We start from the raw sequence: 26,428 nt of genomic DNA on the forward strand, positions 1-26,428 counted from the left end.
CTCATCTTCGTGTCTTTGCATTTGCGGGCCGTAAGGAGAATGCAAAATGAGCCAGACCAAAATCAAACGATATACCGCTGAGAAGCTTCAGGAAGTGTACTCGCTGAGTTTGCCGAAGGCTGTCGAGGTCTTAGATCGTTTCGGGGGAGATGCGCATCTGATCGACAAGATGATGAAACGCCTCGTGCGTTGACGTCCGGCAACGAGTGCGGCAAGCGCTTACCGGTGCCAAGCACTCATGGAGGTGTCAGCAGTGTGAGCCCGTACAACAGGTGAGCAAGTAGTTCGGGGATGGCGGACAACTCAAACCTAATCGGGTTCAATTTACCTACTCGTCGTCAGAGTCCTCATCCGCCACGACGATCGATTTTTGCTTTGCTTCCCTTTGTAGAGTTCGTTTGCTCGCCAAAAGTTCTTTCAATGCGGATGATGACCGTTCCCGCTTCTCTCGAACCTCATACCAATCTTTGAAAAGGCTCTCGATCAGCGCGAGCAGTATGCGGGCTTCATCGGGGGATATGTCAATAATCTGGTCGACATTGTTGTCCATATGAGCGCCTATGTCGCCCACGGCTCGGACGGCGAGCAGGTTTTCCCACATGTCGGAATCTATTCGATCTTTGACTAACGAGAGTTCCGCACCGAGGTTGCCCCTTTTGTTAGTAGGGATATCGAAGAAGTGGCGGACCATGCCTTGAAGGCAGCGACGCGACATAGCAGCTGAAGCCCTGCCACTAATATCTGCGATTCTCGCCGCTTCTCTGTACGTAATCGCAATCTCTTCTGGGACATTTGATGGCACAGATACAGAGACACCGTCTGGCAGGAGACTTTTGCTGAGCTCAATCTGCCAGTCGTTGATCTGATAACTCACGAATCCATTGGCGGATCTCGATGAATTATAGGGGCCGAAATCTACGTACAGAGAGAGCTCCCTGCAATCTTGGTCAGCGCACGAAATGGAAGTTATTGAGACAGCCCGATTTCCGTGTCTGGACACGCCGTTGACCAAAGCAATTGACCTAGTCAAATTATCTTTGCTTACTATAGAGTTATTGCTGCAAAACGGGCAGCGCCAACGAGAGCCAACAACTATCTCTGCCATGCACGCGCCCCGGTCTAAGTTTGCTTATATTTCTACCAACGCAGGATATAGACGAAAAGTGGTCGAAATGGAAAACCCCTCCTGCGGGAGCAAGAGGGGTTTCTTCATTACAGTCGAAAGATCCAGAAGAGTGGAGCCAAATTGATCCGGAGATCAAGAGCCACTCGGACGGAACCCGTCGACTGGTTGGCTTCGAGAAGAAAGATCGCCTGCATGGGCTTCTCCGCTCTCTATGACAGCAGGCTCTTGTTGTAGCCGCTTGCTGCCGTCCAACCATGTTTTGAGGGTTTTTTCCTTAAGCCTGGGTGACCCTCAACACACGCGGCTATTTCGTTGTTGATTAACAATTTGGGGAGTGTGACCTTTACGTTCAAGCCACCCCCCGAAATTTATTTCACACCACCCCACACGCTTTCCCGACGAAAAACCTAAAATGTCTTTGTCGACCAAAATTGACAGTAACCACAGACATTTCACTCTTTCGAAGGTGACGGCCTTATGGAAAAAGATATCCCGGTATTCGACCGGCGCGACACGCTGCCCGCTATTCTTGATGAGGGCGAATGGTCGCCAAGGCGCGCGCGGATGAAGCGCGGAGACGTCGTTCTCATGGCAGGCGATCCCCTGCCGAAAATCTTCCTCTCGATTGCCACTCAAGCTGAAGTCGAGCAGTTCTGCACCAATGGGACGGCCTGGTATTCGTCCGATCGTTTCAATGGCCAGGCGGCGAATGACAACGAGGACTGGCCGCTCCAGAAGCTTCTTCGCACGGAGGGCAAGGACCATTGCCTTGACCTCGCCATCCGCTACCGCGACCTGCACGACACGGCGTCACGGCCCACGCAGCTGATAGGCAAAGAATGCGAAAACCTATTCCTCGTAGAGAACCAGGACGATGAAGGCAGGCCCAAGGGTGTGAAGGTAGTCACTGGTAAGAAAGCGCAGGTCTACACGCAGCCGCGTCGGAACATGGCGGCACCCGTCCCGAAAAAGTGGAATGGCGACTGGCCAATACTTGCGGCGATCGACGCGAAGCGGGAATTGGCATTTGTCCGAGCCAAACTCGCCTACGTTCCCACCATCCTTGATGCGTTCGAATGGTCAGTGGTTGATGGTCTGACACTCGACGAGATCGGCAAACGGCTTGGCGCTGGTAGCAAAGGTGCCAAGGGCGAGGCTCGCGCCCGCGTCTTCGATGGCTTCGGCATCTTGGACCGCTACTGGAGCACTCAGGACAGGCTGACCGCATAGGGGTACCCCTTTTCCCCGCGCCAAAAGGTATAAGAGAGAGATTGGCTCGCAGCGATGCGGGCCTTTTGTTTTTGGGGCAGCCGTCACTGCTCTGAAGGTGGGTTGCCCCGCGCGGTGGCTCACCACCAATCCCCGTCACGGTGAGCACGGATGTACTGCCACCATGAAATCCCGAACGTCCCCGTTCGGTTTGATCGCGCGCACCAGCCCTGTTTCGTCTCTTCGGCAGAACGGCTGGTGCGCATGCGGTCATTTTTTTTAAAGCCCCAAAACATTCATTTTGAAAAACGAAAGGAGGCGCACCGTGCGAAAAGCTGCGGCATGCTTTGCCCTATCAAAAACACTTGGCATCGGTCTTGGTCGCGTCACGTCGCTGGCACAGCGCGCCTCTGACGCAGGCGTTCTGCCAAAAGCGGCGGGACGTACTTATCCACCCTTATCCGCTGACCAGATGGCGCGGCTGCTTATCGCTGTACTGGCTGACAACGGCCTGGGTACCGTCGGCGAGAGCGTGGAAAAGTTCGCTCGTATTCATTCCAGCGAGCTTTGCTTGTCGCTTGTCGAGGCTATCGCTGCCGCTTTCGATGGTGGCAGGACCAACCCTTTCGCCCCGGTCATCAAGAGCATGGTACTTCGTAATGATCTGGAAAACCCCGGTGTCGACATTCTAGCCGATGTCGGTGGCCATGGTGTTCACGCCGTCTTTGGTGCCACGCAGACCACTGGCGCTGTCAAGCAGTCGCTAGTGTCGGGATCGGCATTCGAAGCGCTGGCGCGAGAATGGCGGGCCGCGCAATGACCTCTGAAATATCGCAACTTCTCGAACAGATTAGAGAAGAGGCCGCTGAGGCTGACTTTCAAAAACGCCTGCAAGCATCCCAGATTGCCGAGCGCGAAAAGACCTCCAAAAAGCACCGGACGCCCGACCAGATCGCAACACACCGCGAAATGTACCGGGCCGCAAAGCGCCACGTCGAAACAATGGACACGTGGAACGCCGCAAACCCAGACAAAACCGCCCGACCGTATTTGCCGCACATGTTGGCCTACCTCGGCGCATTTTCTTACACAGAGAAAGACACCTGAATGACTGACACTATTGCAGAAAAAATCGAGCAGCTCGGCTCTGCTTTCAACGCCTCTACTTCCGATCTGTCTGAGCGAATTTCGGGGCTGGAGAAGCGCGCGGCCCGCGAGAAAGACAACGCCGGTTTCGACGATGCCGACAGTCTTGCATCTTCGCTGGTAAACAGCCCTGCGTTCAAGCAACTCAACGGTGGTGCTAATCGCGGTCGCGCCCTGGTCGAATCTGCGGCCATCACGTCGGGCAACACAACAGTCGGCACTGGCCGTTCTCTCGGCACATCTTTGGTACCCGCTGACCGACGCCCCGGCATCGTCACTCCTGCGCAGCGCGTCCTTACGGTTCGCGACCTCATCGCGCCTGGCACCACGACGGCAGGCAGCATTGAGTATGTGCAGGAAACTGGCTTCACCAACAATGCTGCACCCGTGGCCGAGACAACTTTGAAACCGTACTCGGATATCACTTTCGATTTGAAGACGGCTCCAGTCCGCACAGTTGCGCATCTCTTCAAGATTTCTAAGCAGATGCTTGACGATGTCGCGGGTTTGGTTTCCTACCTTGATCTGCGTGGCACCACCGGCCTGAAGATCGTCGAGGAAAATCAGCTCCTCTTTGGCTCTGGTACAGGTCAAAATTTGCAGGGCCTGATTCCGCAGGCGACTGAGTTCGACGAGAGCTTGCGCAAGGTTGGCGATACGCGCGTTGACACGATCCGCCGAGCAATTCAGCAGGTTCGCCGCGCTGAGTACCGCGCGACGGGCATTGTGATGAATCCGGACGACCTGGCAGAACTCGAACTGACAAAGGATGCAGACGGCAACTACATCATTGTCGATCCGGTCGAAGGTGGTCAGGGCCGCATTTGGCGTCTGCCTATTGTAGACACCACGGCCATGCCAGCGGGCCAGTTCCTCGTTGGTGCCTTGGCTACCGCTGCCCAAGTCTTTGACCGTCAGCAGGTCACGTTCGAGATCAGCACCGAGAACGTAGACGACTTTGAGCGCAACCTTGCGACGGCCCGAATTGAGGAGCGCTTGGCGCTTGCGGTTTATCGTCCTGAGTCTCTGGTAACGGGCGAATTTGAGGCATCTTAACTACCAATCCAGATGGCAGGGTTGCTCCTATCCCTGCCATCAAAGGCCAGTCGATGAGCCCCGTCGGCTGGCCACCCCTTTCACACACATGAGGACTACACATACCATCAGGCCGAATTATCAAATGGGTAAGAGACCGTGGCTTTGGCTTCATCCAGGCAGACGGCGATAGCGGCAACGCTGGCGAGTTCGTGCATATCAGCGCGATGCCTGACCATGAAGAGCCACGGCTAGGCCAGCGCTTCGACTTCGACAAAGTTGTTGGTGTCGACGGCCGATCAAAGGCAGTGAATGTGCGCGAGGTCACGAGCTGGGGTGAGGCCGCGTACCTTTAACGGGTGTCTCCGAAGTCCAGACCCATCGGCAGATGGGGACCGGCGAGGGTCATTCGCGTACACTTTTCCAATTCAAAATATGAGGGTCGGCTACCCCTGGCATATGAAAAAAGTCTAGACCTGCTTCGGCCAGGGACCGGCGGGGGAATGCAACGTTAATGCAAACACAGAAAAAAGCCTCCCGTGCGCGCAAGCGCGCGCGAGAAAACATTAGGTTTTTTGGCTTTCTTGGCCGATTCAGGAAGTCTTGTTGATAGTTGAGCGCGACCGGCGTGGCATGTGCGGCCCATGCCATAACATGGGGCAAGAAAAGCTAAATGCTCATGCCTAAGCGCTTCGCGGCTTCCTGCTTTATGTAGGCGACGGCTATATCCGGTACAATCGGGAAGTCTGGCAAGCTTATGGCCCGCGGTAGCCTCTCATCACCACATTGGACGAGAAGACTGTGATTTTTATTTGCACAAGTAGTGGCGTAATCACAGAGGTTGCTCAGGGACAGCGCTAGAACAGACCTCGCAGCCGCGAGCTTCGCAGTCCTTCGACCCTCTTCTAATCTTCGCTCTTGGTCGATCTGTGCACGAATAGCTTGAATACTTAGGTAGGCAGCAACCACCGCAGCAAGGCCGGTAATCAATGTCGTATCGACCCCACCCAAGCCTGCCGACAGCGCGTAACGCGTCGCTGAACAACTGCGGCCACGATCTCTCGTCGAGTGCAATCTCACGCCCGACTGCGAACAGCACCAAACCACCAATAAATCCAACAGCGACGGCAAGCGATTTTTTCATCTTCTGATGAAGCGCTCAATCTTGAGTCCCGTCGATACATGCCACCTGCAATCCACAAGGAAAATCTAAAATGACAGCACAGCCCTTTGCACTTATCGACGCCGACTTTGCCGACGGCACCTACAAATTCGGTCTGACATGGCCTCTGGCCACAGAATGGGAACGATCAACCGATCGAAGCCTCTACGCGACGCTTATCAATATCATGCGGACCGGTGTTGCCGCCCTGAACGATACCCGCGAACTGGTGCGGCTCGGTCTCATTGGCGGCGGCATGGCCCCCACGGACGCATTGCGCATGGTGCGCACAAATGTAGAGGAAAGGCCAGCTGCCGAGAACTTCGGCTTGGTCGTGAAGATCGTGGACGCGTTTTTCCACGGTAAGGGCGTGCCTGACGCGGACGGCGACGAACCAACAGATGGCTAAAACGCTCCAAGGCTGGGATCGAATTAAGCGCAGGCTTGAGAGGATACCGAAGGCCGTGCGCGAGCAGACGCAGCCGGTTATCACGTCGGCCGCACATGACATCGCCAGCGTGATGAAAGCCTTGGCACCGGTCGACGACGGCGATTTGAAGGACAGCATTGAAGTTACCCACGGCGGGCAGCGAACGCCGTCCCACAGCCAACCTGGTGGCGCTACCGTGGTTCCTGAGAATGCGGCGATGATCACCGCCGGCAATTCCAAGGTCCGCTACGCTCACCTCGTCGAATTTGGCACCTTAGCCGCGCGAGCGCAGCCATTCTTTTTCGTTGGCCATCGCATGGCAAGCAAGAAAGCCGCAGCAAAAATCAAACGCGGCATTTCCAAAGCAATTCGGAGCACCAAAAAAAATGGCAACTGAATATGAACGGATGGCGGTGTTGCTTGAGGCCCGCGTGACCGAATTCGAAAAGAAGATCGCCAGCGCCACCCGCAATGCTGATCGCAATTTCAAAAAGATAGAGAAGAGCGCCGAAGGCATGCGTGACCGCATCGGCAAGTCGGCAAGCGCGGCTGCGGCTAGTTTCGCTGGTGCATTTGCAGCCGGCGCTGCAATCAAGGCTGCCGTCCAACTCATGGACGCCTCCAAGCGGATCGAAAACTCTCTCAAGACAGCAGGCTTGTCAGGCCAGCAACTGACCGATGTTTATGAGCAGTTGTTTGCTTCCGCGCAGAAAAATGCAGCCCCCGTAGAATCACTGACCACCCTGTACTCCAAACTTTCCCTCACTCAGAATGAATTGGGCGTTGGCCAGGCTGAACTGATCGGCTTCACCGACAAGATCGCAATGGCATTGCGCGCGGGCGGCACATCAGCAACCGAAGCCTCCGGTGCATTGCTTCAGTTGTCGCAAGCGCTGGGTGGTGGCGTAGTTCGCGCCGAGGAATTCAATTCTGTCCTTGAAGGTGCGCCGACAATCGCCCAGGCCGCTGCGGCCGGCCTAAAAGAAGCGGGCGGCTCAGTCGCCAAGCTGCGCCAGCTTGTCGTTGACGGAAAGGTTTCGTCGCAGGCCTTCTTTCGCGCTTTCGATGTTGGTGCCGCCACACTTGAGGGCCGCCTAGCGGGTGCGCAATCCACCACAGCGAACAACTTCGTCCGGCTTCAAAACGTCTTGGTGGATACCGCTGGAAAAATCGACAAGGCCACCGGATCGAGCGAGAAACTTGGCTCGGGCATCAGTGAGCTTGCGGGCATCGTTCAAGATTTCGGGCGTGTCGTCGTCAGCGTGGCCGAGAGTGATCTTGGTAGGTTCGTCGGATGGATCACCGACGGGGTTGGGCAGGTAAATGAATTGAAGCGCGCGCTGGGCGGTCTGCCTGGTGTGTTCGACAAGATTTCAAAGCTCCAGAATGATGCCTTTCTCGGACGCCCGATCGGCTCGTCGCTCCAGCAAGAAAACATTCAGAATCGCATCAACACGGCCTTCGAAGAGACGGCTATGCCGAAGGTCTCGAAGAGTGGTCGGCTCCCGGCCGCACCAACGGTGGATCCAGTTTCCATCGACGACTACAAGGTGACCGTTACCAAATCCAAGTCGGGTGGCAGCAAGTCACAGCGCGAAAACGAATATCAGCGCGAGATCGAGCAGATCAAAGAACGGACTGCAGCATTGACCACGGCATACGCCGCACAGGCCGCGCTTAACCCGTTAGTGGACGACTATGGTTTTTCGGTAGAGAAGGCTGCTGCTAAGCAAGATCTTATCAATGCTGCGCAGAAGGCAGGCAAGGAAGTCACTCCCGCGCTTGCAGCTGAAATTGACGCCGCGGCAGAAGCATACGCTCGAGCCGGTTCGGCAGCCGAGCAACTTGCCGAGAAGCAGAATGAGATCCGCGAGTCGGCGCAGCAAGCGTTGGACACCGCCAAGGACGTGACACGCGGCATCATTGATGGCTTTGTCGAAGGCGCGAGTGCGGCCGACATCTTCAGGGACAGCCTCAAGAAGATTGCGGACTCTCTCCTCAACGACGTGCTCAACAGCATGTTTCAGGTCAAGAACTTTTCGGGTGCTGGCGGCGGAGGTGGTTTTCTAAGCAGCCTGTTCGGCGGTGGCGGTGGGGGCGGTGGCTTTCTCAGCGGCATTTTGAGCATGTTTGGTGGTTCAGGCGTACCGATGTATGCCAAGGGCACAAGCTCGGCACGACCCGGCATGGCAATTGTTGGTGAGGAAGGCCCGGAACTTGTGCGCTTCGGTGGCGGGGAAGAGGTTATACCTAATCACAAAATGGGCGCAACTCTCGGAAGCGTGCCTTCAATACAGCCGCCCAGCATTCCAAAATTGTCACCGCAACAGTCGCAGGCCAGCCCAACCATTGCCCCTGTTTACAACATCGATGCCCGCGGCGCCGACGGTGCGGCGATTGCCCGTCTTCAGGCGCAGCTTGACCGGCAGAACCGAGAATTCGCAGCGAACACAATGAAGGTGTTAAAGCAAGCGGGCCCACGCGGTATCAAAATCTAGGTATGGGCGGCATAGCGCCGCCCTTCCTATAAATACTTGACGAACGGACAAATAAAGGCTTATGTTCACTTTATGTTCTTATTGAGCTAACTAAGTATTCGGTGATTATGCTGATAATTCAACCAGCCATTGATTCTGGAGACATTATGCAGCTCGAAAACCTGAAGATTAATCGAATAGTAATGCACGAAGTGCTGAAGCGCGACGAGGATAGGCAGCCAAAAACACCTGTTTTTGGCGCGGCCCTCGAAGATCTGTCGCTTCCGGCTAAAGTGGCGTTTACGTTGCGCGTGACAGAGGCTCTTTCTGCACAAGCAAAAAGCATAGAGATGCAAATTTCTGATTTTTCGTCAGGGAGCATGGTTGATATCGCTTCAGACCTTTTGGAGGCAAATGACGAAATATTTCTAGAAAAATCTAGGCATATTGCAACTAAACTCGCATCTGCGCAAAAAGCCAGAAGTATTCCTGGGGGTGTTGTCATCACTTTTGATGGATCGTTTGGCGTTCCCAAACGGAACTTTTTAGGAGTAATCAAAGCGGAAACACAGAGCGGCTTTAGGCGGAGGAAAGACGCCGAAACAATTCTGACTGAGTTCCTCGAAAATATCTTCCTGACACCTGCAACAAGGTTATATAAGATTGGCTTCCTTCTCCAGGAGCCAAAAGACGAGAGCTTTGAATGGCGCGCGATTGTTTTTGACAGCAACATATCGAGTAACCATCGCGAAAGCGCCGCTCAATATTTCTATGAAGATTTTTTCGGATGCCTTTTCCCTTCAAATGGACCCTACGAAACATCTAAATTTTTTGATTTGACGAAAGACTTTGTAAGACGCGGGGCTTTCAGTCATGAGGAGCGCCGCGATTTGAATGACGCTCTGTACACTTTCATAAAGACGGAAAAAGCACCGACATTCACCGCGCAAGAGTTTGCCGACAGCTACCTTCCTAATGAACAAAAAGACAACTTCCGGCAGTTTCTAGCCTCAAAAAAATTCCCTGATCGTGCAGTCGTTCGGGACACCGCAAACATGGCAGGCCGTCTGCGACGTCGTAAGTTCAAATTCGGCGAAAATGTAGAATTTTCGGTATCTCCAGAGCTTCTGCACACTAAGGAGGTGACTATCGATGAAATTCCCGCTGACGCAGAGAGCGATGAACGGACATGGACTCAGATAACTATCCGGCGAAGGATTACTGATCAGTTGTGACAGACATAAGATCTCAATTCATTGATAGGTGGCAACGCGAGAAAGCCCTCTACGAGGCGTGGGGTCGGTTCGTGTCGGCCCACGTTCTCGAATTGATTCAACAACAGATCCCCATGCAAGACGCGGGATTTTTTCTTCGAATCCCAGTTAAACCACGAGTAAAAACAGACTCTTCTCTCCTTCAAAAAGCGTTTATCCGGAAGGCTTACAGCAATCCATACGATGACATAGAAGACAAAGTCGGCGTCCGATTTGTAGTTTTACTTAGTGAAGACGTTCGTTTGGTTGGAGGTTCTATAGAAGTATCTGACGCCTGGACAGTCGAGAAATCTAGAGACGGGGAAGCAGAGAGAAAGGCAAACCCGTCAACGTTCGGATATCAATCTTTACACTATGTCGTCAGGTGTAAAAATCGAATTGTATTCGATGGAGTCACCATACCCGAAAACATTCCGTGCGAAATACAGGTGAGAACTCTGCTTCAGCATGCCTATAGCGAATTAACACACGATACGATTTACAAACCAAGTGTCTCCACGACCCCCTCAATGGTGAGAGCTGCGGCCAAGAGCATGGCACTCATTGAAGCAACCGATGATTATTTTTCGCAAGTGGTGGAGCTAATCAGAGATTCTGGAAAAGAATATCAACTAATTGAAGAATTAGTATTCTCAAGATACAGAGAAATTACAGGAAAAAATCCAGTAACATCCCCTCTAAACACAGCGATTATCGATCATTACAAAGAAATTTTAGATTCAGAATTTAAGGTAAAATTTGAAAATTGGCTAGAAAGAAAGCCCTACGTGAAAGATGCGCTACAAGAACGTTCTCCCGTTGATATTTTATACGACGTGCCTGCTGTCCTACTTCTGATGTATGTTGTTTCAGAGAAACCAGAATCCGCAAAATTGGGAAGCCCCCTTACAGATGACGAGCTTGCACCTATTTATTCTCTATTCGGCCATGCGCTGCATGGTTAACCTATCTGCCAGCGCAATGTAGCCGATCACCGCAGCGTCTTTTTTTGACCGGTTTTTCCAGCCTTTCTCGCATTTTGCTCGCGCTCCCATTTTTCGAATTCATCTTCGATCGTGTCAGAGGCGAGATCAATGCCGCTTATGGCGTCGAGCTTCGCGTCTATCGCCTTCCTGTCCCACCTGCGCGTGCCAGGCACCGGGGGCGGCATCTTGTGCGTTGATACCCAGAGGGAGAACGTGGATTCGCCGATGCCGAGATAGGCGGCGGCTTCCTTGCGGCCGATCAAGCGGGGCGGTTCAGACATTGACTTTCGCCTTCTTATTCGACCGCCGCGATAGCGCGAGCAGGCTGTTGTGAAGCTGATAATCTGACGGAGCCGGAACAACTGCCCGTCTCGGCTCTTTTGCAGGCTCGCGTAGCACCTGCCATATCGCCAGCAAGTCAGCCTCTGAAAACAGAAAGTCCCGGCCGAACCTCGAGCAGCGACCATACTTCCTGGCGAGCTTGATGAGAGCCCGATTTGACAGCCGCAATATGTCTGCAGCTTCATTGGCGGTGTAGATTCTATCTAGAGTTTCTTGGCTCATGCACGCCCACCATCCTGCGCTTAGAAGCGCATTGAACATATCCCGTTCGGTGGTGACAGGCGGGTAGCCTTGCGGTTGGTGACCGCAGGTAGAGGTTAATGGCCGCTCAGTCGAGCGTCAACCGCCCGCCCCTGTCGGCGCGTCTGGCTCAAGATGCTCTGGATATTGAACGGTTTGTGATTGGTCCGTATCGAACTCGCCGGGAGACTTCAAGAGACGCACACCAGGGCCGCCGGCTGCGGATGCTTGACCATCATCGACAAACCTAATCCCGGCTTGTTCCAGAGCGGTAATGACAGCTGCAACGTTGTTCGTAGAATTAAGGAATCCGTTTCCAGAACCCTCCATCCTTTTAATAGTTGGTACCGACACGTTCGCACGTTCTGCCAGGTCCTTCTGAGAAATCTCAGCAAGCATGCGCGCGGCCGATATCTGATTCCCTGTCACATTTTGATCTTTAGGCATAAATTTGATCCAAAGGTATTGACTGTATTGTTTTTGTGATCCATAGGTATCACGTAGAAACAAACGGATCAACGAGGAGACCACCGAAATGACGCATGCAGACAGAAGAAGATTAGGAACCGTACACGTCACACCTCACGTGTCGCCCGTTTTCTTTCCAAGAAGATCGCGGGAAGCATTTGCAAATCTGCTGGAATCAGGAAACGCCGACCGCTTTCAGGTCGGCGATCAAATCGAATTCACCAAACCTGACGGTAATCGCTACTGGGTAACAATTTTCGCCATCGACCCTGATGGCAAGGTCGAGGCCGCTTTCTGGGATGGTCTCCCGAACTTCTTTGAAACCACACTCGATGCCCTTGAAGGGTTGCGCATCATTGGCTTCGACCGCGTATCCGTGGAGCAGCTTGCCGAATGGCGGCGCTGGCCGACGCGGCAGCACTAAAGTTTCCTCGCCAAATCAGGCGACCAAAGACAGCGGCGGTGTAGTCACCACCTCGGCCTCACCAGCAACGAACCGCCGCGGCCCTGCTCACCACAGGTTGAGTGGGGCCAAACTTTATTTCGAGCCCGTTGTGGACTTTTGGCATGTGAAATCCAAAAGACCCATTGTGATGACATAAGAGGAGGACACATGCGCGTAGCAAATGACAACAGCCCTCCGCGGCTTCTGACGAAGTCGCAAGCCGCTACTTATTGCGGGCTCAGCGTGCCGCCTTTCGGGTCAGTGTGCCCTGTGCGCGCAATCGCGTTAGGTGTTGGCGTTCGCATGGAGCGATATGATGTCCACGCTATCAACGCATGGATAGATCGCCTTGCTGGGCAGGAAGACGCACCGCGCACGGCCGACCAGTTACTGGATGCGCTATGACCGGGACGGTGGTTCGTATTAAAGGTCTCAAACGATACTTTGAGCCGAAGACTGGCAAATGGTATGCCTATCATCGCAAGTCCGGTCGGCGCATTGCTGCAGAGTTTGGTTCTGCTGAATTTTTTGCCGAATTGGCAGCTATCGAGGTAGACACCAAAGGCGAGGCAGCAAAGCCTGGCACGTTGGGAGCGTTGATCGTTTCCTATCGGACGTCAGCTGGCTTCCAGTCGATACAGACACGTAGTAAGTCCGATTATCAGAAGGTCCTCGAGTATCTTCGACCGCTTGCGGAATCACCTCTGACTGAGCTCACTCAAGGCTGGGTTGCGCGCCTTCGAGACAAGACCTTTCAGAAGAAGAGGCGCAAGTTTGCGAACTACACGCTTACCGTCTTGTCGATCATGTTCGAGCATGCGATTGAGCAGGAGTTAATGGCCGCCAACCCGGTCTCTAAGGTAAAGCGCGTCCGCAAAGCGATTGATGCGCCTGAGGCGAACAGGCCTTGGATGGATTCTGAGCGCGACGCAATTTCAGCCGCCCTACCCGCTCATATGCGTCTTCCCGTGATGTTGATGATGTATTGTGGACTTGACCCTCAGGACGCCCTCAAATTACCGCGTACGGCCGTTTCTGGAGGCAAGCTGGACACTAGGCGAGGCAAGACAGGAGTGCCTGTCTGGGTGCCGCTTCCCAAGCCGGTTGTTGATGCCATCACCGAGCAGCCGGAGCACAACGCAATCACGCTCTGCGCAAACAGCTACGGCAAGCCGTGGACCGTTTCGGGCTTCAGGGCGTCATGGCTTCCAGTGAGGGTAAAACTTGAAGAGGCTGGGCATGTCCAACCAGGCCTAACCCTCAAAGGCCTACGGCACACCGTCGCAACCATATTGCGCGAAATGGGTAAGGACTACTCAGCCATCGCAGAGATGCTCGGACAGAAGACAGAGGCCATGGCACGGCACTATTCCCGCCGCGCCGATATGTCGAAAAAGATGACCGAAACAATCGCCGACTTTGAGGCGGAGGTGAACAGAAGGAAAACACCAAGCGTCTAGAGAAAACCGAAAGTGTGTCTAGACGCGACAGGACTAACACATAGCAGGATGCCAAAACACCAAACAATATCATGTAGATAGAATGGTGCCCGAAGGCGGATTTGAACCACCGACACGCGGATTTTCAATCCGCTGCTCTACCAACTGAGCTATTCGGGCACTATAGGCTCGTCAGAACCTTCGCTTTTGGCCAGCGCCGGAGAAGCTTGCTGCCCCGGAAGTGAGCGGGGTTATAACATCTTGTTCGGCCATGGCAAGCGCTTGACGAAACTTTTTTGACAGTTTTTTCGGTCGCACGCGGCTGGGTCCTCAATCATCGTAAACCGGTGAAACTTTGTTGCGAAACACACAATTGGCTTGCGCCCCGCTTTTCCTTAAAGAACAAATGAGAGGGACCTCTCACCGCGCATATGAAACAGCCCCTATTCATCACGGTACAGCCAGGGGAACACATAAATGAAGAAGATGTCACTGATAACGCTTGCCATTGCAGCCGTCATGTTCACGGCTCCGGCTTACGCCGACGAAAGCGCACTTGCGACCATTAAGCACGCAGGCATTTTGAAAATCGGAACGACAGGCGATTACAAGCCCTTCAGCTACAAAAGCCCGTCGGGCGATCTGACGGGTGCCGACATTTCCATGGCGCAGGAACTGGCAGCCTCCTTGGGCGTCAAGCCGGAATTCGTGCCGACCACGTGGAAGACATTGCTGGAGGACTTCAAGGCCAACAAATTCGACGTTGTGGTGGGCGGCATTACGGTCAATCCGGCACGCGCCGAGGTTGGAGATTTCTCCGTGCCTGTTATCACCGACGGCAAGCGACCCATTGCCCGTTGCGAAGATCAGACGAAATATTCGACCGTAGACGCCATTAACCAGCCGTCCACCCGTGTCATCGTCAATCCGGGCGGTACCAACGACAAGTTCGCCCATGAGCATTTCACCAATGCCAAGATCGAAGTCTTTCCCGACAACCGGGTGATTTTTGACGAGATTGCTGCCAAGGAAGCGGATGTTATGGTGACCGACGGGGTAGAGGTTGACCTTCAGTCCAAACTCCACCCCGGTGTGTTGTGCCCAGTGAAAGTGGAAGAGCCTTTCACGCATTTCGAAAATGCGTATCTGGTGCGCAAGGACCCAGCGTTGAAAGCGGCCGTGGATGAGTTCGTTCGCCAGCAACTGGACGGCGGTGGCTGGAAGGCGAAGCTCGATGGCGCAATGAAGTAACACAAAAGGCCCTACCGCGAGCGGCAGGGCCTTTTGTGTTCGATATTACAGCAGTGGCTTCTGCTACTTCGAACCGGCAGATAGACCCAGTGCGAAGGGCACGGCGGCCACCAGCAGCGCCATGATCGGCGATGACGAGAAGATTCGGCCCGCAATCGAGGTGATGGCGACCGAACGTATGACGGGCAGCCAGTTTGCCACGTCTGCGCTGTGGCTGGATGTATGCGGCTTTGGCTGGTGTTTTCGTTCAGCCTGAAGCTTCTCCACCTGTTTTCTGATGGCATCGACCTGATGACGCAGCTCATCCACTTCTTTTCGAAGCGAGGCGTCGACGGATGTCTTCTCGGAGGCCTTTGCGCGGGCGGCGGGCTTTCTGGGTGTTGTGCTCATATCATCGTCCAGTTCATAAAGTTCGTCTTCAAGGTCTGATGGTTTGTCGAAACCATGGGAACGTACCGGCGCCCGCATTGAAATTCCTCTCGCTATACGCGTTTATCGCCGTGATGGTCACGGCTTGACGGTGGATAGTCTGCAAACGCGGAAGGCGGAAAAAGGATGCAGGATTTCAGTTCACAGGCTTGAGCGACTGCAAGATACCAACCAGTTCCTTGCTGTGTGCATCCTGCGTGGCTTTCGTGCCCCAATAGGTCACGACCAGCATTTTGCCTTCTCTGGGCGCGGCAAAACCGAGGGAAACTTCGACGGGGCCGTCTTCGTCCTTGCCGTCGAACTCGATGCTGCCGAATTTCATGCCATTGATCTCGACATCGCCAGAATCCGACTTGGTGCTGGCATCGATCTCCACGCCATTGTCGGTGAGGAACTTGATGGCGTCGTCGATGACCTTGTCCATGGTCTTGTCGCTGGCGACATCGATGGAGAAGTAGATTGCGGCATCGGGCGATGTGGCGTCAACGCCGGTCTCGGTTTCCTTCGGCTCCCAGTCATTGGGAATTTTGACCGATGCTATGGGCGCTTCGCTGGGAAACTTGAGTGTTTCGGCCTGCGCAAAAAACGGCGCCAGCACAAAGGCGGCGGCCAAGATGGTTCTTTTCATGGAAAAATCCTCTGGAATCGAGGCGCGCAATATCAGGTAAGCAATGGTGCCCCAGCCGTTGCCAAAATTGGATATAAAGGAAAAGCCGATATTATGTCATCAGAATAATATCAAGTAATGGAGAATGTTACGACCAGAGTTAACGTGGCCAAGGACGGCCATTCCCTGTAACGGTCCTCTATAATTTTTATATTATACACTGGCGCCGCAATTACAGATTGATATCGAGAGAGATCGACAAAGAAACAGGCCCCGAAGGGCCTGCTGATGGTTGCGTGATTTTGGTCTCAGGCGGCTTTTGCAGCAGCCCCATAAGGGTCGAACCTCCCGTAGAAGGTGTCGCCCTTGGCGGCCATGTCTTGCAGCAGCGAGGTGGGCTTGAAGTGCGGGCCGTAGGTTTGGCTGAGCTTTTCGGCCAGTTCCACGAAGGTCTTCACACCCATGCCATCGATGTAGGACAGCGCACCGCCGGTGTATGGCGCAAAGCCGAAGCCGAGGATTGAGCCGACATCGGCTTCGCGCGGATCGGTCACGATGCCTTCTTCGACCGTGCGTGCTGCTTCCAGAGCGATGGTAACGAGGAAGCGCTGTTTCAGCACGTCCATGTCGACGTCCTCCGGCTTCTGCTGCGGATAGAGACCTTTCAGGCCGGGCCAGAGAGATTTTTTGGCAGGCTTGGCCGGATAATCGTAAAAGCCCTTGGCGTTCTTGCGGCCAAAGCGGCCCTCGCCTTCCACCATCTTCTTGACCAGCTCCATGTGGCGCGGATCTACGGCCTTTTCGCCGAGATCGGCAACGGTGGCCTTGAGGATTTTGTAGGATAGGTCGATGGCGACTTCGTCGTTGAGCGCCAGTGGTCCCACAGGCATGCCAGCGAATTTCGCGGCATTTTCGATCATGGCGGCGGGCACGCCTTCGATCAGCATGTCATAGCTTTCCGCCATGTAACGCAGCACGCAGCGATTGACGAAGAAGCCGCGGGTATCGTTGACGACAATCGGCGTCTTCTTGATCTTGGCGACGTAATCCAGAGCCACGGCCAGCGCCTTGTCGCCGGTTTCCTTGCCGATGATAACTTCCGTCAGCATCATCTTTTCGACAGGCGAGAAGAAGTGAATGCCGATGAAATCGGTCGGGCGCTTGGAATTCTGCGCCAGACCGGTGATGGGCAAAGTGGAGGTATTGGAAGCGAAGATCGCGCCTTCGGGAAGGACGGCTTCCACGGCTTCGATCACGGCTTTCTTCACGTCGCGGTCTTCGAACACGGCTTCTATGACGAGGTTTGCGGTCTTCAGCGAAGCGTAATCCGAGCTTGGTGTGATGCGGGCGAGGATGGCGGCACCCTCTTCCTGGGTCATGCGGCCTTTGTTGACGCTGTCCTTGACCAGACCTTCGCAAGTGGTCTTGCCCTTGGCAGCAGCTTCGTCATCGCGGTCGATGAGGGTGACATCGAGACCAGCGACGGCGGTGACGTAAGCGATGGACGCGCCCATGAAGCCCGCACCGACGATGCCGACATGCTTCAGATCGCTCTTGGGCTGGCCAGCTGGACGGCGGGCGCCCTTGCCGAGTTCCTGCATGGAAATGAACAGCGAGCGGATCATCGCAAACGCTTCTTTCGAGCGAAGGATTTCCGTGAAGTAACGCTGCTCCACTTTCAGGGCGGTGTCGAAAGGCAATTGCAGGCCTTCATAGACGCATTTGAGAATAGCGAGGGCTGCCGGGTAATTGCCAGCACTTTCGCGGCGCAGAATGGCCGGGGCTGCGGGCCAGAGCTGGGCCGCAGCTGGTGTCCAGATGCCGCCGCCGGGGGCCTTGAAGCCCTTTTCATCCCATGGGGCGACTGGTTTCAGGCCGTCCTTGATCATCTGCTTGGCGGCGGGGATGAGCTGATCCGGCTCCACCACCTGATGCACGAGGTTCATGGACTTCGCACGGCTTGCCGTCAGCGACTGGCCGGTCGTCATCATCTGCAGCGCGGACTGCGCATCAGTAAGGCGCGAGACACGCTGCGTACCACCGGCACCGGGGAAGATGCCGACCTTGATTTCCGGCAGCGCCAGCTTAACGCTCTTGGCGTTGGAGGCAACGCGGCCATGGCAGGCCAGCGAAAGTTCCAGCGCGCCACCCATGCAGGTGCCATTGATGGCGGACACCCATGGCTTGCCGTTGGTCTCGATCTTGCGGAACAGGCCATTCATCTTGCCGACGAGATCGAACAGCTTCTTGGACGCTTCATCCGGGTTCTTGGCCTTCTCTTCATTGTAGAAGGAGAACATGGACTTGATCATCGACAGGTCCGCGCCGCCGGAAAAGCTGCTCTTGCCCGATGTGAATACCACGCCTCTGACGGCGGCATCCGCGACGGTGGCATCCACGATGGCATCCAGCTCTTCCAGCACTTGGGCTGTGAAGACATTCATGGATTTTTCCGGCATGTCCCAGGTGACGAGGGCAATGCCGTCTGCGTCTGTTTCGACGGTGAAATTGGTATAAGTGCTCATAGTGGGATTCCTCTTCCCTGAATTTTTCGATGCCGCCTGCCCACTCTCTCCGTCATTCCGGCCTTGAGCCGGAATCCAGTGACGCGACGTCTGTCGCGTCAAAGAACCCTTTCGCGCGGCAGACGCCGCGCTGCTGGATCCCGGCTCAAGGCCGGGATGACGGACGTAAGGGCAGCGACGCTACGCATTCAAACCCGCTCGATAACCGTTGCCGTGCCCATGCCCGCGCCGATGCAGAGCGTGACCAGTGCGGTGTTGAGATCGCGGCGTTCCAGTTCGTCCAGAACCGTGCCGAGGATCATCGCGCCGGTGGCACCCAGAGGGTGGCCCATGGCAATCGCGCCGCCGTTCACGTTCATCTTGTCGTGGCTGATATCGAAGGCCTGAAGGTAACGCAGCACGACGGCGGCGAAGGCTTCGTTGAGTTCGAAGAGATCGATATCGGCAATCGACATGCCGGTTTTCGCCAGCAGCTTTTCGGTCACGTCAACCGGACCGGTCAGCATCAGCGCGGGGTCGGAGCCGATATTGGCGAAGGAGCGGATGCGGGCGCGGGGTTTCAGGCCCATGCTCTCGCCGCCAGCCTTGGAGCCGACCAGAACCGCAGCGGCACCATCGACGATGCCGGATGAGTTACCCGCATGGTGGACGTAGTTGATGCGCTCCACTTCCGGGTGGGCCATGATGCCAACAGCTTCGAAGCCGCCCATTTCGCCCGGCATCTGGAAGGATGCGTTGAGCGAGGCTAGCGCCTGCATTTCAGTGCCGGGACGCATATGCTCATCGCGGTCGAGGATTGTGATGCCGTTCTGGTCTTTCACGGGGACCACGGAATTCTTGAAATAGCCGTTCTCCCAGGCGTGGGCGGCGCGTTTTTGGCTCTCTACCGCGAAAGCATCGACATCATCACGGCTGAAACCGTATTTGGTGGCGATGAGATCGGCGGACACGCCCTGCGGCATGAAGTAAGCCGGGAAGCTGACCGAGGGGTCCATGTACCAGGCACCGCCGGACATGCCCATGCCGACGCGCGACATGCTTTCCACGCCGCCTGCAATCACGATCTCGTCAGCGCCCGCGGCAACCTTTCCGGCTGCGAAATTGATGGCGTCGAGTCCCGAGGCGCAGAAACGCGAAATCTGCATGCCCGGTGCCTTGGTCGAATAACCGGCCTCGAAGGCCGCACCCTTGGCAATGACGGCACCGGCATCCATGACAGGATCGACACAGCCCATGATGATGTCATCGACGGTGGATGTATCGAGCCCGTTGCGGTCGCGAATGGCTTCCAGCGTCTTGGCGGCAAGGCGAACGGACGGCACTTCGTGCAGCGAACCATCCTTCTTGCCACGCCCGCGCGGGGTGCGGACGTGGTCGTAGATGTATACGTCAGTCATTTCTCATCTCCCTGTCGGCATCTGCATGCCTTCGAAATCTTTGGAGGCCGTGAGTGGACCCCTCACTTGCGATTTCTAGCACTTAGCTGAAGCTAAGATGCTGAAATCGCTTTCTCTCCCACAAGGGGAGAGATAAACACGCCGCGCTCTCCGCGCCCTACCTCTCCCTCCTGAGCTTGTCGAAGGGGTGGGAGAGGACACAAAATCAAGATCTTAGCGAAGCTAAGTCTTAGATTTTGTTGGTGAGGGGTTTGCCCCTTGCTCCCACCCTCAAAACGCTTCCGCAGCCAACTCCATCATCGTATCGGCACCTGCCTCAATGCGGATTTTGCGAACCGCCGTTTCCGGCAAAATGCGCTCCATGAAGAACTTCGCCGTTACGAGCTTGGTCTTGAGGTACTGCTCGTCAGAGGCAGAACCAGAAGACAAGGCAGCCTGCGCGGCCTTGGCCATGCGGGCCTGCATGTAACCGAGCACGACCAGACCGAAGAGGTGCATGTAATCTGTGGAACCGGCACCGGCATTGTCGGGCTTCGCCATGGCGTGCTGCATGAACCACATGGTGGCTGCCTGCAGGTCGTTCAGGCCCTTCTTGAGGCCCTTGGTGTAGAGTGTCAGGGCTTCATCGCTACGGTTTTCCTCGCAGAAATCACCGATTTCCTTGAACAGCGCCATCACGGCACGTCCGCCATTGAGGCCCAGCTTGCGGCCCACGAGGTCGAGCGCCTGAATGCCGTTGGCACCCTCGTAGATCATGGTGATGCGCGCATCGCGCACATACTGGCTCATGCCGTGTTCTTCGATATAGCCGTGACCGCCGAAGACCTGCTGGGCCATGACGGCGTGGTCGAAGCCCTTGTCGGTCAGCACACCCTTGAGGATGGGGGTGACGAGGCCGAGAATATCGTCAGCCGCCTGACGTTCCTTCTCATCTGCTGCGCGATGAGCGATGTCGGATTGCAGCGCGGTCCACAGAAGGAAGGCGCGGCTGGCTTCATTATAGGCCTTGATGGTCATCAGCGTGCGGCGGATGTCAGGATGGACGATGATCGGATCGGCCTTCTTGTCCGGTGCCTTGGCACCTGAAAGAGAGCGACCCTGAATGCGCTCACGGGCATATTCCACGGCGTTCTGATAGGCGATTTCGCCAACCGACAGGCCTTGCAGGCCAACGCCGAGGCGGGCTTCGTTCATCATCACGAACATGGCCGAAAGGCCTTTGTTCTCGGCGCCAATGAGGTAGCCGGTCGCGTCATCGTAATTCATGACGCAGGTGGCGTTGCCGTGAATGCCCATCTTGTGCTCAAGCGCACCGCAGACCACGCCGTTGCGGCTGCCGGCCGAGCCATCCTCATTGACGAGGAACTTCGGCACGATGAACAGCGAGATACCCTTGGTCCCCTCTGGCGCGCCTTCGATGCGGGCGAGAACCAGATGGATGATGTTGCTGGTCATGGAATGTTCGCCAGCCGAGATGAAAATCTTCTGGCCAGAAATCTTGTAAGAACCGTCGCCCTGCGGCACGGCCTTGGTGCGCAGAAGGCCGAGGTCGGTGCCGCAATGGGGCTCGGTCAGGTTCATGGTGCCGGACCATGTGCCCTCGACCATCTTCGGCAGATAGGTCTGCTTCTGCTCGTCGGAGCCATGCGCCAGAACGGCAGCGATCGCGCCCTGCGTCAGGCCCGGATACATCATCAGCGACAGGTTGGCCGACGACATATATTCGCCGATGGCGGCGTGAAGCGTATAGGGAAGGCCTTGGCCCCCATATTCAGGCGGCACGGCTAGGCCGGTCCAGCCGCCTTCGCAATAGGCATCGTAGGCCTGCTTGAAACCATCCGGCACAGAGACCGAACCATCTTCGGCACGCTTGCAACCCTGCTGGTCGCCAGACAGGTTGAGCGGGAAAAGCTGTTCTTCAGCCAGCTTTGCGGCTTCGCCGGTGATCGCCTCGATCATATCGGGCGTGGCGTCTTCAAAACCGGGAAGATTGTTGTAGCGCTCGATACCGAGCACGTCGTTCAGAATGAAAAGCGTATCTTTAACAGGGGCCTTGTAAACAGGCATTACCGATGATCCTCCGCATCGCTCGCCGGAGATCATCCGGCCTCAAGATAGGTCAACAATATTTGACGTGCGCGTAAACGTCAAATGGCTTTCAGAACAAAATTTCGTCAGGGAAGGCTGGGATGTTGGACGAGAAACGTTGCGGCTATGTGAAAGCGGCACGCAGTTTTTACACAACTGGATGGCGTAATCTTACCGCAAGCGGTGCGCGCAGGGCTTAAATGAGTACGAAGCCGCACTTTGATTCAAATGAGGACGCACAATCCAAGAAAATCAGCGCATTTACCGCCTTATGCACAGCGATTACGTCAATCCAATAATTATAATTAGATATTTCTAAATCAATTTAATGGTGAAATTTCGCCATTTTGGCAAGTTTCGCACAAGCTAAATGCTGAAGAAATCGTTAAACAAGGAACCTCTAATTAATAAATAATTAACCACACTTCGTCAATTGTTCCTCTTCAGGGGACTGCTTCGGGAATCGTGGGGGTCCTTTAATGAAATCGAAAAGACCTATGTTCGCCTCGACGGTGTCGACCAGAAGGGGGAACACCATCGGGCAAAGACGAAGCGGGCAGGACGATGAACGGATTGCGATCGAATTCCCAGCAGCATAGCGACAGATCGTCTCTGGATGCGCTCAATCGCACTATCGAAGGCCTGGAAGCCCGGATAGAGGATTTGCTGGGCGCCACCACCGCTCGCCCTTCCCTCGACAATCAAACGACACGCGTCGAAACCGAACGCCCGGCGCCTCAGTCCCGCCCGACGAGAGCCTCCACATCCGCCCGTTTCGATCCGGTCAATGAAATTCGCCAGCGCCAGCAGGCGCTCGATGCCCGTTGGGAACGCCAGAGAGCCGAAGCGCCACGCGGCGAAACCGTGATCGAGCGTGATCTCGACCGTCGTTACGTCGAGCGCGACTACCGCGCTTCGACCGCTATTCCCCCAGCGCGTCCGCGCCCCACAGCCCGTTACGAGCGCTCAGCCCCTGCCCCCGCTCCCCAAGCTCAGAGTGATGCGGCGCTGCGCGAAGTCGCAGAAGCGCTGGTCAGCCTGCGCCAGGAACTGAAGCACGAGATTTCCGAAGGCGTTGCCCGCGAAATGCAGGGCGTGCGTTCCGAACTGCGCAACATCAGATCCTTTGCAGAAGATCAGGATTTCGCCGAAGACATTCGCGAGGACGTCGCACGTTTGGCCGCCAGCATCGAGCGGATGGGGGCAGCCACTTCGCCCGACGCCGAAGCGTTGCGCAGCGAATTCGAAGAACTGCGCGTTTTGATGGATCAGGTCGCCCGTGAAGACAGCGTGCACCGGATCGAACGTCGCTGGGAGACAGTCGAAGACACCTTGCGCGGTTTTGACCCCGCGCCGTTGCAGGACGAAATCATTGGTCTGGCCTATCGGCTGGACGATATCAAAACCCAGCTCGCCTCCATGAACGGCAGCGGCCCGGTCCGTGCGCTGGAAGAAAAGCTTCTGACCATCGCCAGTGCCGTCGAGCATCTGGGCAAGCACGTTCAGCCCAACGAACGCATATTTTCCGAGCACTTCTCCGGTGTTGACCAGCGGCTTGACGAAATCAGCCGTGCCATTGCTGCCGCCGGAAACAGGCCCGCCCCCACCTTCGACCCCGCCCTTGCCGAGCGCCTGGAAAGCCGCCTGAGCGCGCTGGCGTCGCAGATCGACACGCTGAAGGACGTTTCTGACGCAGAAGAAAAGCCATCGGACGCGCTCGGTGCCCGTCTCGACGCGCTGACGAACCGCATCGAGGAATTGTCTAACGAACGCAGCGTTTCCGAGCTCGGCGAACGGCTGGATCAGCTTTCCAAGATGATGGAGCGTTCGCAGCGCCCGTCCAGCCAGCCGGAACTGACATCGGCGCTGACAGAGATTTCGCGTAAGATCGATGAACTTGGAACCGGTGCCGTCAACGACAAGCTGGCCGAACGGCTGGAGAAGATCGCGCGCCGCATCGAGGAAATCGAAGCCAAGCCCGCACCGGCAAAGGCCGTATCCTACGACACAGCCTTCAAGCGCCTGGAAGACCGTTTGAGCGACATCGCCGCCAAACTGGACGAGACCAAGGCTCCTGTTGCAGCTGACCCAGCTGGCATGTCGCCGGAACTCGACCAGCGCATGTCCGCTATCGAAGAATACATGGCGTCGAGCGATGAATACATCATCGAAGCCGCTCGCCAGGCGGCGGAAGCCGTTCTGGAAGCGCACACGCGCAACAATCTGGCGCAGAACGCCAGCAGCTCCGATATCGCCATCCTGACCGAACTGGCGAACGATCTTCGCAAGCTGGAAGGTTTGAGCCGCAACACCGAAGAGCGCACCCACCGCACGTTTGAAGCGCTGCATGAAACGCTGGTGCAGATTGCTGGCCGCCTCGACAATCTCGACAACCGCAATGCGCCGCGGACCGCGACCTCTCCTTCTGCCAATGGCGAGAACGACTGGGCGGATTACGATGGCGCACGCATGCCTGCCGCCAGCTTTCCCGAAGAAGGCCTGATCGGCAAGCAGGACCGTACGACGTTCGAAAGCGACCTGTCGCGCCAACTCGATGCCGAAATGGCGACCGATACGCTGGTGCCGCCTGCCGCTGCAAAGCCCGCAGCACAGGAAAAGCGTGGCCTGCTGTCCAGCCTGACCAGCCGTTTCAAATCCAGTGCTGCCAAGACCGATGAGGCGTCGCAGCCGGAGGTTACCGCACGTACGCAGGTTGATCCCGCGCCCTCGCTCGACCCGGTCGATGCTTTGCAGGCGGATATTGAAACCGAGTTGCTAGAGCCCGGCTCCGGTGCGCCGGATATCAAGAAAATCCTCGAGCGCGTCCGTGCCAGCCAGACGGCGGCAGCCCGTGCAGGCACAGGCGACAGCGACAACCGCGCGGACTTCATTGCCGCTGCCCGCCGTGCAGCCCAGGCCGCAGCGCAGGAAAGCGTTCCAGATAAGGGTTCTGCATCCCGACCTCAGCGCGCAGCGACGGCTGAACAGCAGAGCTCTGCCCTGTCGCGTTACCGTCGTCCGCTGCTGCTGGGTATCGGTGCCATTCTGCTGGCTATGATGGCAATGCCCGCCGTCAAGTCCTTTATCGGTGGCGAGCCTGCATCCATCGCGGTCGAGCCGAAGGTGATCGAGCCCAAAGCCACCGAGCCCTTGTCTTCTGTTCCAGCCGTGCCAGCTGCCCCTGTGAACGCAGCACCTGCCAGCGTCGAACCTGCCGTAACCATTCCATCCGACACAATGATCGATGAGAATGTCCAGGCAGCGGCCGAGCGTATGCAGGTCGGTCCCGACGCCAAGACCAACCAGATCGACCCGCGTCCGATTGGCGGCTCACCGCTTCCTGAGGAAGCACCCGCCATCCAAACGCCTGCTCCTGACCGTGGGGCCGACATTGCCGAACAGGCGCCTGCCGCCGCACAGGTGGACGAGGTTCAGCAGCAAATCCTGGCAACGGCCGACACCATCGCCGTACCGACAGCCATCAAGCCGGCATCGCTCTCCGAGGCAGCCGCCAAGGGTGACCGTCAGGCCCTGTTTGAAATCGGCGCGCGCTACACCGATGGTCGCGGCGTTGCTGCCGACCGCACCGAAGCTGCCAAATGGTACAAGCTGGCCGCCGACCGTGGTTTTGCGCCTGCGCAATATCGCCTTGGCAACATGTACGAGAAGGCCAACGGCGTAGAGCGTAATCTTTCCGAAGCCAAGCGCTACTACCAGATGGCCGCAGATCAGGGCAACGCCGGTGCCATGCACAATCTGGCCGTTCTGCTCGCATCCGACGCTGCTGGTGCACCGGATTTCAAGGCTGCTGGCGACTGGTTCATCAAGGCTTCCAACCTCGGCGTTCGTGACAGCCAGTTCAACCTTGCCATTCTTTATGCCCGCGGCAGCGGCGTGCAACAGAGCTTGGAAGAATCCTACAAGTGGTTTGCCATTGCCGCCCGTGACGGCGACGCCGATGCTGGGCAGAAGCGCGACGATGTGGCCAAGGCCATGCGGCCGGAACAACTTGCTAGCGCCAAGGCGAAGGTCGACGCGTGGCAGGTAACGCCCATGAGCGATGACGCCAATTCGGTAAATCTTCCCGCCGAATGGACCGGCGGCGAAGAGGTCAAGACATCGTCCGTCGACATGCAGAAGGCGATCCGCAACATTCAAGCCATTCTCAACAACAATGGCTTCAAGGCGGGCGAACCGGACGGAAAGCTGGGCCGCGCGACCGTGACGGCGATCAAAAACTTCCAGAAGTCCGTTGGACAGACGCCCGATGGCCGCATTACCGACGAGCTGGTCACCGCATTGCTGGCCCGCAACAAGTAATTCCGGTCTTTGCCGATCTTTTCAAATTATCAACGTATTTGCCGTTGAATAAT

General features: G+C 56.1%; 23 protein-coding genes and 1 tRNA gene. 15 read left to right on the forward strand and 9 right to left on the reverse strand.

The window, feature by feature from the left end; all coding sequences use genetic code 11:
- Window positions 1–46: 46 nt before the first annotated feature.
- Entirely contained in the window at window positions 47–193 is a 147-nt protein-coding gene (locus RRU01S_RS26185; protein WP_165572216.1) for a hypothetical protein, read from the forward strand.
- A gap of 135 nt (window positions 194–328) precedes the next feature.
- Here the strand turns inward: RRU01S_RS26185 and RRU01S_RS08590 are convergent, their stop codons facing one another.
- Window positions 329–874 (reverse strand): DUF4145 domain-containing protein, encoded by a 546-nt coding sequence (locus RRU01S_RS08590; RefSeq protein WP_052816037.1) that lies wholly within the window; start codon window positions 872–874, stop codon window positions 329–331.
- Between the two features lie 729 nt (window positions 875–1,603).
- Here RRU01S_RS08590 and RRU01S_RS08595 point away from each other — a divergent pair.
- The 9 genes from RRU01S_RS08595 (at window position 1,604) to RRU01S_RS08640 (ending at window position 10,803) form a co-directional block, all read left to right on the forward strand.
- The gene (locus RRU01S_RS08595) at window positions 1,604–2,356 is read left to right on the forward strand and encodes a hypothetical protein (RefSeq protein WP_045229852.1); all 753 of its coding nucleotides are present in this window, start codon (window positions 1,604–1,606) and stop codon (window positions 2,354–2,356) included.
- Window positions 2,357–2,660: 304 nt separating this feature from the next.
- Window positions 2,661–3,155 (forward strand): hypothetical protein, encoded by a 495-nt coding sequence (locus RRU01S_RS08600; protein ID WP_112498948.1) that lies wholly within the window; start codon window positions 2,661–2,663, stop codon window positions 3,153–3,155.
- A complete protein-coding gene (locus RRU01S_RS08605) occupies window positions 3,152–3,442 on the forward strand; it encodes a hypothetical protein (protein WP_131367778.1) in 291 nt (96 codons plus the stop codon). Before RRU01S_RS08600 ends, RRU01S_RS08605 begins: the two co-directional genes overlap by 4 nt.
- Complete coding sequence (locus RRU01S_RS08610) at window positions 3,443–4,537, forward strand: phage major capsid protein (RefSeq protein ID WP_045229855.1); 1,095 nt, start codon at window positions 3,443–3,445, stop codon at window positions 4,535–4,537.
- Window positions 4,538–5,730: 1,193 nt separating this feature from the next.
- Window positions 5,731–6,087 carry a gene transfer agent family protein gene (locus RRU01S_RS08620; protein WP_045229857.1) on the forward strand — a complete coding sequence of 119 codons (357 nt, stop codon included), beginning with the start codon at window positions 5,731–5,733 and terminating at the stop codon, window positions 6,085–6,087.
- Complete coding sequence (locus RRU01S_RS08625; RefSeq protein WP_045229858.1) at window positions 6,080–6,505, forward strand: HK97-gp10 family putative phage morphogenesis protein; 426 nt, start codon at window positions 6,080–6,082, stop codon at window positions 6,503–6,505. Before RRU01S_RS08620 ends, RRU01S_RS08625 begins: the two co-directional genes overlap by 8 nt.
- The gene (locus RRU01S_RS25010; RefSeq protein WP_131367779.1) at window positions 6,414–8,606 is read left to right on the forward strand and encodes a tape measure protein; all 2,193 of its coding nucleotides are present in this window, start codon (window positions 6,414–6,416) and stop codon (window positions 8,604–8,606) included. Before RRU01S_RS08625 ends, RRU01S_RS25010 begins: the two co-directional genes overlap by 92 nt.
- Before the next feature lie 146 nt (window positions 8,607–8,752).
- The gene (locus RRU01S_RS08635; protein ID WP_165572217.1) at window positions 8,753–9,820 is read left to right on the forward strand and encodes a nucleoid-associated protein; all 1,068 of its coding nucleotides are present in this window, start codon (window positions 8,753–8,755) and stop codon (window positions 9,818–9,820) included.
- Window positions 9,821–9,891: 71 nt separating this feature from the next.
- Window positions 9,892–10,803, forward strand: coding sequence for a GTP pyrophosphokinase (locus tag RRU01S_RS08640; RefSeq protein WP_131367781.1), 912 nt, complete (start codon window positions 9,892–9,894; stop codon window positions 10,801–10,803).
- 26 nt (window positions 10,804–10,829) lie between these two features.
- On the opposite strand, the gene RRU01S_RS08645 is transcribed toward RRU01S_RS08640, so the two are convergent.
- Both RRU01S_RS08645 and RRU01S_RS08655 read right to left on the reverse strand, forming a co-directional pair.
- A complete protein-coding gene (locus RRU01S_RS08645; protein WP_234936120.1) occupies window positions 10,830–11,087 on the reverse strand; it encodes a helix-turn-helix transcriptional regulator in 258 nt (85 codons plus the stop codon).
- Window positions 11,088–11,505: 418 nt separating this feature from the next.
- Window positions 11,506–11,925, reverse strand: a complete 420-nt coding sequence (locus tag RRU01S_RS08655; protein WP_327787058.1) for a helix-turn-helix domain-containing protein — start codon at window positions 11,923–11,925, stop codon at window positions 11,506–11,508.
- Between the two features lie 16 nt (window positions 11,926–11,941).
- Between RRU01S_RS08655 and RRU01S_RS08660 the strand changes: the two genes are divergently transcribed.
- The 3 genes from RRU01S_RS08660 to RRU01S_RS08670 all read left to right on the forward strand — a co-directional run bounded on the left by RRU01S_RS08660 (window position 11,942) and on the right by RRU01S_RS08670 (window position 13,779).
- Window positions 11,942–12,298: a hypothetical protein gene (locus RRU01S_RS08660; RefSeq protein ID WP_131367782.1), complete on the forward strand. Its 357-nt coding sequence runs from the start codon at window positions 11,942–11,944 to the stop codon at window positions 12,296–12,298.
- A 189-nt stretch (window positions 12,299–12,487) separates the two neighbouring features.
- Window positions 12,488–12,724, forward strand: a complete 237-nt coding sequence (locus RRU01S_RS08665; protein ID WP_045229864.1) for a hypothetical protein — start codon at window positions 12,488–12,490, stop codon at window positions 12,722–12,724.
- Complete coding sequence (locus RRU01S_RS08670; RefSeq protein WP_045229865.1) at window positions 12,721–13,779, forward strand: tyrosine-type recombinase/integrase; 1,059 nt, start codon at window positions 12,721–12,723, stop codon at window positions 13,777–13,779. Before RRU01S_RS08665 ends, RRU01S_RS08670 begins: the two co-directional genes overlap by 4 nt.
- Before the next feature lie 83 nt (window positions 13,780–13,862).
- Here the strand turns inward: RRU01S_RS08670 and RRU01S_RS08675 are convergent.
- A tRNA-Phe gene (locus RRU01S_RS08675) sits at window positions 13,863–13,938 on the reverse strand.
- Between the two features lie 297 nt (window positions 13,939–14,235).
- Between RRU01S_RS08675 and RRU01S_RS08680 the strand changes: the two genes are divergently transcribed.
- Window positions 14,236–15,009 (forward strand): transporter substrate-binding domain-containing protein, encoded by a 774-nt coding sequence (locus RRU01S_RS08680; RefSeq protein ID WP_045229866.1) that lies wholly within the window; start codon window positions 14,236–14,238, stop codon window positions 15,007–15,009.
- A 63-nt stretch (window positions 15,010–15,072) separates the two neighbouring features.
- Here RRU01S_RS08680 and RRU01S_RS08685 read toward each other — a convergent pair whose 3' ends face one another.
- The 5 genes from RRU01S_RS08685 to RRU01S_RS08705 all read right to left on the reverse strand — a co-directional run bounded on the left by RRU01S_RS08685 (window position 15,073) and on the right by RRU01S_RS08705 (window position 22,034).
- Window positions 15,073–15,399, reverse strand: coding sequence for a hypothetical protein (locus RRU01S_RS08685; RefSeq protein WP_234936121.1), 327 nt, complete (start codon window positions 15,397–15,399; stop codon window positions 15,073–15,075).
- Between the two features lie 175 nt (window positions 15,400–15,574).
- The gene (locus RRU01S_RS08690) at window positions 15,575–16,066 is read right to left on the reverse strand and encodes a hypothetical protein (RefSeq protein ID WP_045229935.1); all 492 of its coding nucleotides are present in this window, start codon (window positions 16,064–16,066) and stop codon (window positions 15,575–15,577) included.
- Between the two features lie 287 nt (window positions 16,067–16,353).
- The gene (locus RRU01S_RS08695) at window positions 16,354–18,570 is read right to left on the reverse strand and encodes an FAD-dependent oxidoreductase (RefSeq protein WP_045229868.1); all 2,217 of its coding nucleotides are present in this window, start codon (window positions 18,568–18,570) and stop codon (window positions 16,354–16,356) included.
- 188 nt (window positions 18,571–18,758) lie between these two features.
- Window positions 18,759–19,967, reverse strand: a complete 1,209-nt coding sequence (locus tag RRU01S_RS08700) for an acetyl-CoA C-acetyltransferase (protein WP_045229869.1) — start codon at window positions 19,965–19,967, stop codon at window positions 18,759–18,761.
- A gap of 270 nt (window positions 19,968–20,237) precedes the next feature.
- Window positions 20,238–22,034: an acyl-CoA dehydrogenase C-terminal domain-containing protein gene (locus RRU01S_RS08705; RefSeq protein ID WP_045229870.1), complete on the reverse strand. Its 1,797-nt coding sequence runs from the start codon at window positions 22,032–22,034 to the stop codon at window positions 20,238–20,240.
- Between the two features lie 585 nt (window positions 22,035–22,619).
- On the opposite strand from RRU01S_RS08705, the gene RRU01S_RS08710 reads away from it, so the two are divergent.
- Window positions 22,620–26,375: a peptidoglycan-binding protein gene (locus tag RRU01S_RS08710; protein WP_045229871.1), complete on the forward strand. Its 3,756-nt coding sequence runs from the start codon at window positions 22,620–22,622 to the stop codon at window positions 26,373–26,375.
- Window positions 26,376–26,428 lie beyond the last annotated feature (53 nt).

The sequence above is a fragment of the Agrobacterium rubi TR3 = NBRC 13261 genome (assembly GCF_000739935.1).
GTDB classification, from domain to species: domain Bacteria; phylum Pseudomonadota; class Alphaproteobacteria; order Rhizobiales; family Rhizobiaceae; genus Agrobacterium; species Agrobacterium rubi.